10 protein-coding genes are annotated in these 13,738 nt (G+C 63.2%); 7 read left to right on the top strand and 3 right to left on the bottom strand.

From position 1 onward, the window contains the following. The first annotated feature begins 136 nt into the window (after positions 1–136). From ISP20_RS09745 to ISP20_RS09770, 6 genes are all read left to right on the top strand, one after another. A complete protein-coding gene (locus ISP20_RS09745) occupies positions 137–1,612 on the top strand; it encodes a DcaP family trimeric outer membrane transporter (RefSeq protein ID WP_204635825.1) in 1,476 nt (491 codons plus the stop codon). A gap of 58 nt (positions 1,613–1,670) precedes the next feature. Continuing rightward, positions 1,671–4,007: an Orn/Lys/Arg family decarboxylase gene (locus ISP20_RS09750; RefSeq protein ID WP_204635826.1), complete on the top strand. Its 2,337-nt coding sequence runs from the start codon at positions 1,671–1,673 to the stop codon at positions 4,005–4,007. Between the two features lie 93 nt (positions 4,008–4,100). Next, a complete protein-coding gene (locus ISP20_RS09755; protein ID WP_204635827.1) occupies positions 4,101–6,413 on the top strand; it encodes an Orn/Lys/Arg family decarboxylase in 2,313 nt (770 codons plus the stop codon). Between the two features lie 36 nt (positions 6,414–6,449). After that, complete coding sequence (locus tag ISP20_RS09760) at positions 6,450–7,721, top strand: amino acid permease (protein WP_204635828.1); 1,272 nt, start codon at positions 6,450–6,452, stop codon at positions 7,719–7,721. A 152-nt stretch (positions 7,722–7,873) separates the two neighbouring features. After that, complete coding sequence (locus tag ISP20_RS09765) at positions 7,874–8,557, top strand: VIT1/CCC1 transporter family protein (protein WP_204635829.1); 684 nt, start codon at positions 7,874–7,876, stop codon at positions 8,555–8,557. Positions 8,558–8,641: 84 nt separating this feature from the next. After that, positions 8,642–9,205: a zinc ribbon domain-containing protein gene (locus tag ISP20_RS09770; RefSeq protein WP_204635830.1), complete on the top strand. Its 564-nt coding sequence runs from the start codon at positions 8,642–8,644 to the stop codon at positions 9,203–9,205. Between the two features lie 74 nt (positions 9,206–9,279). Here the strand turns inward: ISP20_RS09770 and ISP20_RS09775 are convergent, their stop codons facing one another. The 3 genes from ISP20_RS09775 to ISP20_RS09785 all read right to left on the bottom strand — a co-directional run bounded on the left by ISP20_RS09775 (position 9,280) and on the right by ISP20_RS09785 (position 11,052). Then, positions 9,280–9,957: a VOC family protein gene (locus ISP20_RS09775; RefSeq protein WP_204635831.1), complete on the bottom strand. Its 678-nt coding sequence runs from the start codon at positions 9,955–9,957 to the stop codon at positions 9,280–9,282. A gap of 173 nt (positions 9,958–10,130) precedes the next feature. Further along, positions 10,131–10,679, bottom strand: coding sequence for a dihydrofolate reductase family protein (locus tag ISP20_RS09780; RefSeq protein WP_204635832.1), 549 nt, complete (start codon positions 10,677–10,679; stop codon positions 10,131–10,133). Between the two features lie 82 nt (positions 10,680–10,761). Beyond that, positions 10,762–11,052 (bottom strand): hypothetical protein, encoded by a 291-nt coding sequence (locus ISP20_RS09785; RefSeq protein ID WP_204635833.1) that lies wholly within the window; start codon positions 11,050–11,052, stop codon positions 10,762–10,764. 475 nt (positions 11,053–11,527) lie between these two features. Here ISP20_RS09785 and ISP20_RS09790 point away from each other — a divergent pair, with 475 nt between their 5' ends. Next, positions 11,528–13,465, top strand: coding sequence for a hypothetical protein (locus tag ISP20_RS09790; protein WP_204635834.1), 1,938 nt, complete (start codon positions 11,528–11,530; stop codon positions 13,463–13,465). Positions 13,466–13,738 lie beyond the last annotated feature (273 nt).

Below are 13,738 nucleotides of genomic sequence, written 5' to 3' on the forward strand. Positions count from 1 at the left end.
CGCACCGACGCACGCGCTGCGCCGGTGCCATCTCGTTGGGTTTGGTTGAGCTGATGTCTTTGCATCTTTGGATACCGACCGCGTGTCCGGCACCAGCTTCCCGTTCAGTGCACCTAGGTTGACTGGAGGCACCAGCATGCATCGGCCATCGTTCGGCTTCATGCGACAGCAGACGCTCCGCTGCGCGCCACTATTGCTAGTCGGTCTGGCGACCTTCAGTCCGGGAGTGATGGCGCAGTCCTCCGAGACCACGGAGCTCAAGGCGCAACTGGAGCAAGTGAAGGCGCAGATGCAGGCGCAACAGCAGGTGATGCAGAAGATGCAGTCGCGCCTGGAAGAACTCGAAGCGAAGGAGCACGCCCAGGAAGCCAATGCCGCGCAAGCCAAGACCGCGGCACCGCCACTGACCAGCCCGGCCACCGCGCCGCCGTCGCCCACGCCTTCCGGGCCACCGCCGTATCGGCCACCTTCGTCCATTGCCGGTGCCTACGAACCCCTGCCTGAGGGTTACGTGCGCCTGGGCGACACAGGCAACCTGCTCAAGATCGACCTGATCGCCCAGCTGGACGCGATGGCCGACAGCACCTACATGGGCGCCGCGGATCTCTTCGTTCCCTCGTCGATTCCCGTGCGTGGGCAACCGCTCTACGACAGCGGACGACGCTCCAACATGAGCGCCAAGCAAAGCGTTTTCCGCATGGACTTCCAGCGCCAGACCGATTACGGAACGCTCAAGGTCGTCTACAAGAACAACTTCTTCGGCAGCGGCAGCGGCGACATGCCGTACAACCTGCAGGCGTTCTACGGCGAGCTGGACAACGAGCATTACTCCCTGCTGGCCGGTTACAACATCTCGGCGTTCACCGATATCGACGTGTTCCCCAATACCCTCGATTACGAGGGCCCGAACTCGTTCACCTTCAAATACGGGCCGCAGATCCGCTTCTCGCCCGTGCTGTACCGAAGCGGCGAGAGCGCCTTGACCTTGCCGATGTCGCTGGAGAAGCCGAACGCGGACATCAGCGTGATCGAGGGTTTCAACACGTATTCGCGCCGCCCCGACATCACGCTCGGCCTGCGCTGGCAGGCGCCGACCTGGCACATCCTGTGGGCCAATATCCTTCGCGACCTGCGCGTGGAAAATGCCACGGCGCGCACGCGCAGCACGTCGGGCTTCGCCACCCAGCTGACCGGCACCACCGCGCTGTTCGAGCACGACAGCATCCAGGGATGGGCCAGCTACGGCAAGGGTTACGCGAACTTCCTGCAGGATATTTCCGGGCTGGGACTCGACGCTGCGTTCACCACCGAAGGCGACCTGCGTGCGATCCGCGCGCGAGGCTTTGGTGCAGGCTACACGCATGCGTGGCGCGAGGACCTGACCTCCAGCCTTGCCTACGGCTATCTCAGGATCAGCCCGCAGTCGAACATGCTGATCAATCCGGACCAGCCCAAGAGCACCAAGTTCGGGTCCATCAACCTGGCCTGGAAGTTCAGCGAACGGGCCATGTTCGGTGTGGAGTACCTGTGGGGACAGAACATTGCGCTGACCGATCTGCGCGGGCAAGGACAGCGTCTGCAAACCACCTTTCGCTATGACCTGAATCCGTAACGTCCCGCGAAGGTGCCTGGCGAGAGCAGCGCGGGAACAGCACCGGAGTACGCACCTCATGTCGATGAATCATCCGTGGATCCTCTTTGTCACCACCGACTTGCCGGACGAGGGATCGGCGTTCCGGCTGGCGCTGTCGCGGCTGGGCAAGGCCATCGAGGAGCGCGGCATTCAGGTCGTGCAGGCCATGAGCGGCGAGGACGGCCTGGCGATCGCACGTGGCAAGCCGTCGTACTCGGCAGTGGCGATCGACTGGGATCTCGGCGAGACCGGGACGATGGCGGAAGAGTCGGCGATGAAGATCGTGCGTGCCGTGCGCGAGAAGTCGTTGAAGGTGCCGATCTTCCTGCTGACGCGCAGCATCCAGACGCCGGACGTACCGCTGAGCCTGATCTCGGAAGTGCGCGAGTACGTGAACGTAGGCAGCGAAACGCCCGAGTTCTTCGCGCGCCGCCTGCAGTTCGCCATCGACGACTACCACAGCGGGCTGCTGCCGCCGTACTTCAAGGCGCTCAAGAAGCTCACGGAAGAGGGCGCGTATCAGTGGGACGCACCGGGCCACATGGGTGGCGCGGCCTATCTCAAGCATCCCGCCGGCGCCGAGTTCCACGAGTTCTTCGGCGAGAACATCATGCGCGCGGACATCGGCATCTCCAATGCCGAGCTGGGCTCGTGGCTGGACATCGAGGGGCCGCCGGCGGATTCGCAGCGCATGGCGGCGCGGGTGTTCGGCGCGGACTGGACGTTCTATGTGCTGGCCGGCTCGTCGGCCTCCAATCGCATCGTGGTGCAGGCCTGCATCGGCAAGGACGAGATCGTGATTGCCGATCGCAACTGCCACAAGTCGCTCAACCATGCGATGACCTTGTCGGGGGCGCGGCCGGTATATTTCCAGCCAAGTCGAAACGGCTACGGCATGATCGGCCTGATTCCGCCCAAGCGCTTTTCGCATGCGCACATCCAGAGCCTGATCGCCGACTCGCCGTTGGCGGCCAACGCCAAATCGAAAGAGCCGGTTTACGCCGTCGTCACCCATCCGACTTATGACGGGCTGCTCTACCACGTCGACAAGGTGGTGGAGATGCTTTCCAGCAGCGTCCATCGCGTGCATTTCGATGAGGCCTGGTACGCCTACGGCAAGTTCCATCCGCTCTACAAACACCGTTTCGCGATGGGTGTGCCGCGCGACATCAAGAATCGGCCGACGGTGCTCGCGGTGCAGTCGACCCACAAGATGCTGCCGGCGTTCTCGATGGCGTCCTATATCCACGTGAGCAACAGCAAGCGTGGCGAGCTGGCCATGGCGCCGGTGAAGGAAGCCTTCATGATGCACGGCACTACCTCGCCGTTCTATCCGCTGATTGCATCGCTGGACATCGCATCGGCCATGATGGATGAGCCGTCCGGTCCGGCGCTGTTGCGCGAAACGGTCGATCTGGCCGTCGCGTTTCGGCGGACGGTGGCGCTGGTCGGGCATCGGCTGCAGGAAGACGGCCAATGGTTCTTCTCGCTGTTCCAGCCGCCACGTGTACCGATCAAGGGAAAGCAGGTCGCCTTTCATGAGGCGCCGCTCGATGTGCTGGCCGAGTCGCCGGCGTGCTGGACCTTGCGCGTCGGTGAGGCCTGGCATGGCTTGCCGGACGACGTGGTCAAGGACGATTTCTGCATGCTCGATCCGACCAAGGTCACCATCCTCTGTCCGGGCACGGATGCGAAGGGCAAGCTGGCCAAGCGCGGCATCCCGGGCGCGGTGCTGACCAAGTTCCTCGATGCGCGGCGGCAGGCGATTGCCCGGACCGGCGATTACACCGTGCTGGTGCTGTTTTCGGTGGGCACCACGCAGGGCAAGTGGGGCACCTTGCTGGAGACCTTGCTCTCCTTCAAGCGGCTCTACGACCGCAACGCGACGCTGGAAGAGGCGCTGCCCGATCTGGTCCATGCATATCCCGATCGTTATCGGGAGATGACGCTGCCGCAGCTGTGCGACGAGATGCACGAGGCGATGGGCGAACTCGATCTGCAGGCCATGGCGAACAAGGCTGGCGAGACGCTTTCCGAGCCCGTGTTGACGCCGGCCGAGGCATACCAGCATCTGATTCATGGCACCACCGAAGAGGTGCGTATCGCGGACATGCCGGGACGCATCGCCGCGCTGATGATTGTGCCGTACCCGCCGGGCATTCCGGTGTTGATGCCGGGCGAGCGCATGGATCCCAAGGGCGGCCCGATCTTCCGCTTCCTGCAGGCGGTGGAGGCCTATGGGCGCAAATTCCCCGGCTTCGCGCGCGAAGTGCAGAACATGCACGCCGATGCGAACGGCGATATGTGGGTGCGGGTCGTGCTGGACAAAGAGGTCGCGGCCAAGCAGGCAAAGGTCGCCCGCAAGAAATCCTGAGCGTCGGACCGGTGCGGCAACGGACGGTCACGGCGGTGTAGAGAGTGTCAGATGGCGGCGGCCACTCGCCTGCCGCCAACGAGGAGAATGATCATGCTCGAGCGTCGTAACCTGCGTCAGAAGCTGCGCGTGTTACTGGTCCACTCCAAGATCGGCACCGACAGTGCCGGCGGAAGAGCCTGCCGCGCGTTGGAGCATGAGTTTGCCGAACGCAACATGGAGACCACCACGGCCTCGACGGTGGACGACGCGCGATCGTCCATCGTCTCCGATGCGGCGATCCACGCCATGCTGATCGACTGGTCGCTGCCCAATGCGGATGGCGTGGCGAAGGACAATGCGGCGGCCATCGCGCTGATCAACCTCATCCGGGCACGCAACGAGAATGTGCCCATCTTCCTGATGACCGAGCCGGAGAAGGCGCAGACGCTGAGCGTGGAGATCGTGCAGGCGATCAACGAGCTGATCTGGTTGTCGCAGGATTCGGCCACGTTTGTCAGCGGCCGCGTGCATACGGCGATGCGCATCTATATCGCCACGCTGTTCGGTCCGCTGACCGCTGCGCTGGCCAACTTCAACGAAGTCCACGAGTACTCCTGGCACACGCCGGGCCATACCGGCGGCACCGCGTTCCTCAAGCATCCCACCGGCCGCGCGTTCTACGATTTCTACGGCGAGCATGTCTTCAGCACCGATCTTTCCATCAGCGTCGGCGAGATCGGTTCGCTGCTGGACCACACCGGACCGATTGGCGAGAGCGAGAAGTACATCGCCCGCATCTTCGGCTCGCATCGCAGCTATACCGTCACCAACGGCTCATCCACGTCCAATCGCATCATCTTCATGGCCTGCGTGGGGCGCGACCAGGTGGTGCTGTGCGACCGCAACTGCCACAAGTCGATCGAGCACGGCCTGACCATGACCGGCGGCGTTCCGCACTATCTGGTGCCGTCGCGCAATCGCTACGGGTTGATCGGGCCGATCTATCCGGACAAGTTCACCCAGGGCAACGTGCGCGGCGCCGTTGCCAGCAACCCGTTGTCGAAGGACCTGGCCGATCAGCAGCCCGTGTTCGTGGTGGTGACCAACTCCACCTACGACGGCCTTTGCTACAACACCGCACGAGTGCTTGAGAAAGTCGGCAGCTGGGTCGATCGCGTGCACTTCGATGAAGCCTGGTACGGCTATGCCCGGTTCAATCCGCTGTATTCGGGTCGGCTGGCCATGCACGGCCCGGCCACGGAGCACGACCCGAACGGACCGACCGTCTTCACGACGCACTCCACGCACAAGCTGCTCGCCGCGTTCTCGCAGGCGTCGTATATCCATGTGCGCGACGGCCGCAGCAGCATTCCGCATGCGCGCTTCAACGAGTCGTTCATGATGCACGGCTCCACCTCGCCGTTCTATCCGATCATGGCCTCGAACGAGGTGGCCGCGTCGATGATGGACGGCCTAGGCGGCCTGAGCCTGACCCGCGAGTGCATCGACGAGGCGATCCATTTCCGGCAGATCGTGGGCCGCCTGCATCGCGACTTCAAGCAGAAGGGCTCGTGGTTCTTCCGCACATGGAACCCGGAAGTGATCACCGATCTCAACACCGGCAAGAAGATCGATTTCGTCGACGCGCCTCCGGAGTTGCTGGCCGAGGACGCCAATGCCTGGGTCCTCCATCCCGGCGACAACTGGCATGGCTTCGGCGATCTGGAAGACGGCTACTGCATGCTCGATCCGATCAAGGTGACGGTGCTTACTCCCGGTGTCCAGGACGACGGTTCGCTGGGCGAGCAAGGATTCCCCGCGACCCTGCTCACGGCCTACCTTGGTTCGCGTGGCATCGTGGTGGAGAAGACCAGTGACTTCGGTGTTCTGTTCCTGTTCTCGATCGGCATCACCAAGGCGAAATGGAGCACTTTGATCACGGCTTTCCTGGATTTCAAGCGTGATTACGATGAGGACCGGTCGCTCGAACGTGTGATGCCGAATCTGGTGGCGAGCCACCCGGAGCGTTACGCCGGTCTTGGCCTGCGCGGTCTCGGCGACCAGATGTTCGCGGAAATGAAGCGGACGAGTCAGACCCAGCATCTGCAGCATGCCTATTCGAGCCTTCCCGAAGCGCGCATGACGCCGGCCGACGCCTATCAACAACTGCTGCGCGTGCAGGTCGAACGCGTGGCGCTGGCCGATATCGCCGGCAGGACGCTGGCGACCAGCGTGGTTCCGTATCCGCCCGGCATTCCGATGCTGATGCCCGGCGAGGCGGTGGGACCCGCCGATGGTCCTTATGTGGGTTACCTGAAAGCGTTGCAGAGCTGGGACCACACCTTCCCGGGTTTCGGCCATGACACGCATGGCGTGGAAGTGGAAGACGGCGAGTACTACCTGCAGTGCCTGAGGTCTTACTAGGCGAGTGCTCTTATGGTCACGGGTGGCGGCAAGAAAATGGGGCTCCTTGGGGCCTCCTCACTGGTCGTCGCCAATATGGTGGGCACCGGTCTCTTCCTGTTGCCATCGAGCCTTGCCAGCGTCGGCAGCATTTCGATTCTCGGCTGGATTGTTGCGGCGCTGGGCGCCAGTGCCCTCGGCCTGGTCTTCGCGCACCTGGGCATGGTCGAGCCGAAGGCGGGCGGGCCGTATGCCTATGCGCGCGATCACCTGGGTTCGTTTCCGGCCTTCCAGACCAACTTTCTCTACTGGGTCGCCAACGTCATCGGCAACGTGGCCATCGCGGTTTCCGTGACGGGCTACCTGGCGGTGTTCTTCCCGGTGCTGAAGGATCCGTGGATCGCCAATGCGTGCACCGCCGGCGTGATCTGGCTGTTCGTCTGGCTCAACACGCGGGACGCTCGCGCGGTGGGGCACTTCACCGCGATCAGCACCGTGGCCGGCATCCTGCCGATTGCGTTCGTCGGTCTGCTCGGTTGGTTCTGGTTTCAATCGGATGTTTTCGTCGCCAGCTGGAACCCGGGCGAGGTGCCGACGCTGACCGCGATCAGCCGAAGCGGCGCGATCGCGCTGTGGGCGTTTCTTGGCGTGGAGAGCGCCGCTGTTTCGGCGGGCATCATCGAGAATCCGAAGCGCAATGTGCCGTTGGCCACCATCATCGGCCTGCTGGTGTCGACCGCGATCTATATTTCCTGCTGCACGGTGCTGATGGGCATCATTCCCGGTACCCAGCTGCGCATCTCCGGCGCGCCGTTCGCCGAGGCGGCCCAAGTGATGCTGGGACCCTGGGCGGCCGTGGTCATTTCGCTGGCGGCCATTCTCAAGGCCTCCGGCTCGCTGGTGGGCTGGATTCTCATCACCGCGCAGTCCGCTGAAGCGGCCGGTCGCGACGGCATGTTTCCCCGTCGTTTTTCCTTGACCAACGAACACGGCATGCCGGTCCAGAACCTCATCGTGACCGGCGTGATGATGACCCTGATGCTGCTCATCACGACCTCGCCGGACGTGGCGACGCAGTTCGCGCACATCACCGATGCCACCGTCGTGCTGATGGTGCTTCCGTACCTCTATTCGGTGGTGGCCATGTGGCGACTCAATCGTGAGATCGATATGTCGGCGGGAAAGCTCCAGCTCTATGTCGTGATTGGCGTGGTGGCCTGCCTGTATTGCCTGAGCGTGGTGCTGGGACAAAGTGCCGAGCTCGGTCGCAAGGCGCTCGTCATCCTGCTTGTTTCGGCACCGCTATTTGCATTGATCAAGAAGAGATAGGACGACCGTCTCAGCGGCAACCGCATCGAGACGTTCGAACGGGCTTCGTGCGAGGCCGTTGAGTACCCCCGGACGCCGATGGCAGTTCATGCTGCGGCTCCGGATGCCCTCGGGCACGCCCCGGACATGGACCCGCTTAGAGGAGTAGCGACATGAACCGCGCGAAGAGCCCAGCACAACCCAAGCCATCCGTGGTCGCCGGAGCGGGTCTGGACGTGGTGGAGCGCGTGTCGGAGATGTGCTTTGGCCTGCTCATGGCGTTGACCTTTGTCGGTGCCGTGTCGACGGTGGGACCGGAACAGGAAACGCCCTCGACCATGTGGCGCGCCGCGCTGGGCTGCAATCTCGCCTGGGGCCTGGCCGACGCCATGATGTACCTCTTGCACACGCTGACCAGCCGCGGTCATCGGCTGGCCCTCGCGCTGGACATGAAGAGTGCACCCGATGCGGCGACGGGCATCGGACTGGTTCGAAACGCGCTGCCGTCGTTTGTCGAGATCCTGGTGACCGATGCCGATCTGGAGCCGCTGCGAAACCGGTTGATCCACCTCGAACCGCTTCCGGAACGTCCCCGGCTTTACTTCATCGATCTGCTGCGGGCCGCGCGCGTCTTCTTCATCGTGGTGCTGTCGACGTTTCCCGTCGTGCTGCCTTTCATGCTGATCGACGATGTGCCCCAGGCGCTGTTGATATCACGCGTGCTAAGCCTGGCCATGCTGTTCTTCGGTGGTTTTGTATTGGGCAAATATGCCGGTCTTGGCGCCTGGCGCGCTGGCTTCGGCATGATGGTGATTGGCGTGTGCCTGACCATGGCGATCATCGCTCTTGGCGGATGAGGCGCGTGCGCCGGTCCGCATGCCGAAAAATGGGAGAGTGCGAAAGGGTATCCACGCGAATTCAACAGGTCTGGAGCGAACCTCATGGTTCTCGTTACATGTCCCCATTGCGGTGCCAAGGTCGACGACCCGAGCGGCACCTGCCCGAAGTGCGGCTTGCCGATATCGCAAGCGCCATCGCCACCTGGCGATGACGCGCGCGGCAAGAAGCCGTCCGCCTATGCGCCACTGTTGCCGGCTCTGGTGGGCGCGATTCTCGTTGCCGGTGCCATCGCCGCGGTCTGGTCCATCCACGATCACATGACGAAAACGGCCGCACACGTCACGGTGCCGGCAGCGCGAGACGCGAAGGCCGACGAAGTGCGAATCAGTGAGTCCATGCGGCGGGCCACGCTGGGCAACATCATTCTTCGCCAGGCGCAGGTACACGAGGATAACTACAAGCTGGACAGCGCGACCCTGATGGAGGATGGCGCCATCTGTTACCGCTACCACGCTCGCAACGAATCGGGCGAGATGATCGCCGAAACAGCGGTTGTAACGCCCGACAGCAAAATGGCCATGGGCGATACAGCGGCCAAGCGAGAGGTGTGGGAGGAATCGTGCAGCGGGCGAGGCACCGATGTCACGCTACGTATCGGCAGGTAGGCACATGGCGCGAAGGCGCAACGGTGGCGGCTTCATCCGGAAGCATCGGTTCCAGGGTTCTCCACCAACGAACCTCACAAGGGCGGGTCTTTGCCAGTCTGCTCGCTCAGCATGTACTCGGCGTACCAGTCCGGCCAATTTTCGTCGCGCTTGCCGCCACTTCGTTTCTCATGTTCGCCGTGCGCGGTTTCCGCGCGTCGCAGTGCTGCGGCGAGGTCTGCCGGCGAGGTGTAGGTGGCGATACCCGTGTCGATGCGTCCGGGCAGCCGGCGCGAGATTTCCTGGAACAGCCAGCCGTTGCCATCCGGATCGTCGAATGAGGCGAACGAGCGGTAACTGTTGCGAGCGGGATCCGGACCGCTGACGCGAGTCCGCCCAAACAGGAAGGGCTCATCGTCACCGGCGTAAACACCAGCGGCATCGTGGAACACCTCGCTGACCGCCACGCCCCGACCGACGAGGTCGTTCCGGGCGGCCTCGACGTCCGAGACGATCAAATACAAACCCCGGGCGGAGCCCGGAGCGGCCGCGGTCACGTTCTTGCCGAAGATCACCGAACACCCGGAACCGGGCGGGGTGAACTGGAGGACGCGAAAGTAACCATCATCGGACGCGTAATCTGCATCCAGCCGCCAACCCAGGTTGCCGTAGAAACGCTTGGCGCGATCCACGTCGGACACCGGAATAACGACGATTTCCAGCTTCATGTCCACGCCCCGTGCGTGCGGGGACTCCACTGCGGCGCTGCTCATGTGATCCTCCGATGCCTTGGGCCGCAACGCGGCCCTGGATAGGGGCCACTACGATGCGGGTGTCTGGAACCAGGGCGGGAACACCAAGAGGGCGAGTGTGCCGCAAGTCAGATGAAGCGGCCGTCTTTACCGGAAGCGGAGCCTGGTACGCGGCCTGAAAGCAGGCCTGCGATTCAACGGCCGCCGTCCCGATGTTTGGGCGCGTACGTCAAGCGGATCACGTCTTCGACGATCAATTCGCTGGCGACTAGGCGCAGCGGTGGCTGTGGTCGGGCGAAGAAGGGTTTGCCGCCGCCAACCACGACGGGATGGACATAGATTCGATATTCGTCGATGAGACCGAGATCGGTCAGGCTTTGCGCCAGTTCGGGTCCCGCGACTTCGATCTCGCCGGTGAGATCGGCCTTGATCCTGCGAACGGTCGCCTCGAGGTCATCGGCCACAAGGGTGGCGTTTGGGCCGACGGACTGCAGCGTGCGCGAGACCACCCACTTCGGTTGGCTCCGCCATGCTGCCGCGTACTCACGTTCTTCCGAGCCCCAGTCGGGAGAGTCCTCATCCCAATAGCGCATCACTTCGTACATGCGGCGGCCGTAAACGCTGGCCGTCTGCTCACGCACTTGTTCGATGAAGTGGCGAAAGAGCGACGGGTGCGGCGTAAACGCCATGTGGTCGACATATCCATCGAGCGACTGATTCAATCCGTAGACCAGCTTCGCCATGGAACATCTCCGCCCCGTTCTTCGTCTCGATCATATTGCCTGATGGATCGGTGCCGCGCCCCTGCGCGCGGCACCCGTCGGCTTATTTGCTCTCGGGAACGAGATTGGCCAACTTGCCTTTCTTGTCGAACTGGCAAGTGAAACCCTTCTTGCCATCCATGCCTGCATCGGCGACGCCGGCGATGGTGTAGCCCGCATCGGCGGGCTGCACCGGCTGCAGCTGGATATAGTCGTTCTTCACGTCGAATTTCTTTCCTGCAGCATCCAGGCAGCGGGTGGTCAGCTTGCCCGGGTCGGGCCGGTCGGAAGCGAAGGCGTGCGAGCTCAGGACAAGCCCGAGGGATGCGGCCAGCAGCAGGGTGGGAATGCGCATGGGTCTATCTCCGTACGAGGCACGAGGCCGGAATCAATACCCGCCCGAGTGTGCCTTGCAATTCCTTGCGGCAGGATGAATAGCGCCGGCGGCTCATCGATCACGCCGATGTGGAAACCATGTCAAGGTTATCTCACGCGATATCCCACCGGGACGTCACGCGGGCACGGTCATGCTCCGGCTCATGCCCAGTGAGCCAAAGCAGACACGCGTCATTTCACGCACCTTCGTTCGCCGTTCGCTGTGGACGCTTGCTGTGCTTTACGTCGTCTATCTGGTCGGCGGCAACATCCTTCTCAACAGCGCATCGGCACTGCGCATGCTCAACCGGCGACCCGAAGCGTTTCAGGTGCATTGGGCGCACGCCGAAACATGGTGGCCCGGTTATCTGCGGGCGTCGCACTTGCGACTTCGCGGCCAGGCGCGTGAATGGCTATGGCAGGCCGATGGGGAGCAGGCCAGTGGCCGCGTTCTGTTGTGGCCGCTGTTGCACCATGAGATTCGTTTCGCCTCGGTCGACGCGACGGAGGTGAATGTCACCGTGCAGTTGGCGAAGGACGATCTGAAACCGCTTCCCTGGAAAGCCGATGCGTGGTGGATCACCGCTGACCGCATACAAACGACATCGCTGCGAAGATTGCAGTGGAGCGATCTGCAGCTCACGGGCCCGACGACGGCCATGCTGGGCTTCACGCATCAGTTGCGCGGCGGCATCACGCGCATCTTCGCTTCGGACATCCGGTCCCGGCAGGGCGTGCTCGTTTATGGCGCGCACTGGCGTTCGCAGGATGTGGACTTCAACCTGCATTTTTCGTCCGACCCTTTCACTCACGACCAGCCACCCGGCTGGCGCAAGCTGGAGCGGGCGACGCTTCACTTGACCTTCGAAGGCTCGACGCCTGCCATGAATCTGGGAGCCGCACCCGCACCAGGTCAGCAGGGTGGCACCGGATCGAACAGGGATGGCCATTTGTCTGCCGACATCACGCTCGACCACGGCGTCCTGGTCGAGGGCGGACAGGCGCACTGGAAAGGAATGATCGCGGCGGCAGATGCCAATGGCATCGCCAGGCGCGAGTGGGGGGAAGGCATTGTGGTCGTGAGGAAAGACGATGTGGACGGACATCTCTCGATTCCGGCCACCCATGCCGCCGATCCACTGGCGTCCGATCATCTTGCCCTGGATATGTCGTTCGCCAGCCAGCGGATGCTGCCCGTCCGTTCGTCGAGCGAGACGTTGAAGCTGCTATCGGGATCGGTCGCCGGACACTGGCACTTTGCATCGCTCGCCTGGCTCAAGCCGTTGGCCTCGAAGAAGCCGTGGCTGCAATGGGATGGCGCGGGCGAGGTCGATACCGCCTTGCATATCGATCACGGTCATTTGCTGCCTGGATCACGCCTCGATGTGCCCCGGCTGGATCTGGTCGCGAACCTTCTCGGCAACCGATTTTCCGGCGCGGCAAGCGCCAAGGGCAGTGTGGTGACGGGCTCCAAGGGGGCGACCAGCGTCATGAACATGTCCGTGCGGAAATTCGTGCTTTCGCCCGTGTCGTCGCCCAGCCAGCCGTATCTTCGTGGCGCCGCGATGCAGCTGGATCTGCGGTCGTCCGACGACCTGTCGAAGTTTCGCGACACTGCGTTGGCGCATCTCCAGTTCCGCGATGCCGAGGTTCCCGATCTTCAGGCCTACAACCACTACCTTCCGGGCAAGAGCCTGTTCTTCGTGGCGGGTCACGGCAGGATGTCCACCGATCTGAACATCGACGGCGAAGGCGACGTGAGCGCGGGCCGGATGCAGATGCGTACCCAGGGGGCGCAGATCGCGTTGGGCGCGTCGCGCCTGACCGGAAATCTGAATATGGATACCCAATTGGCGGTGGCCAAACGCACGGGGCACGCTTTCGATCTCCGGCACTTCACCTTGTCGATGGACGGCGTGCAAATGGACGGCGCCAACGATCCCTCCTGGTGGACAACCATCACGCTGGAGCGAGGCCGGCTGGATTGGGATCGGCCCATGCAGCTGGACGCGATGGCGACCATGCGCATGAAAAACGTGAGCGTGCTGTTGGCGCTGTTCGCGAAGCGAAGCGCGTTTCCTGCTTGGATCGGCCATATCGTCGACGATGGCGAAGCCCAGGTGACATCGAGGATCCAGGCAGGGCGCGGCGAGTTCGTGATGGACGATCTGCAGGCGAGCAACAAGCGCATCCAGTTCCTAGCGCGCCTGCGCATTGCGGACGGCAAACCGGATGGGGACGTCTACGCGCGATGGGGCTTGCTGAGCGTGGGCGTGGCGCTCGCCAACGATCAACGGCAATTCCATTGGGCGCATGCGGCCAGTTGGTATCAGGCGCAGCCGGCGCTGCTGCCGCCGTTGGCGGGGCAGGCAGCCAAGCCGCGGGGCGGGTAAGGATCGCGACGCCGTTCGACGGTCCGCCATGGCGAACCCATACGGCGTCGTACGGCGAACATCGCGGTCGCCGGTCGAAGTGATTCGCAGCGATTCCGCGGTGTGTTCCGATCCCCGGCCGACACTGCCATTCGCCCATCGTGAAAACTTTCGCCGGGCGGTCTGAGGTAGTTCGTCGAGCCTGTGCTATATCTCCGCAAGGGGAGGGTACGGAGCATGGCTTGGCGCGCGCATCGATCGCGGCGCCGGGGTCCGCTTTTCGCCCGGAGCGCC

This window comes from Dyella kyungheensis, assembly GCF_016905005.1.
Lineage (GTDB): Bacteria > Pseudomonadota > Gammaproteobacteria > Xanthomonadales > Rhodanobacteraceae > Dyella > Dyella kyungheensis.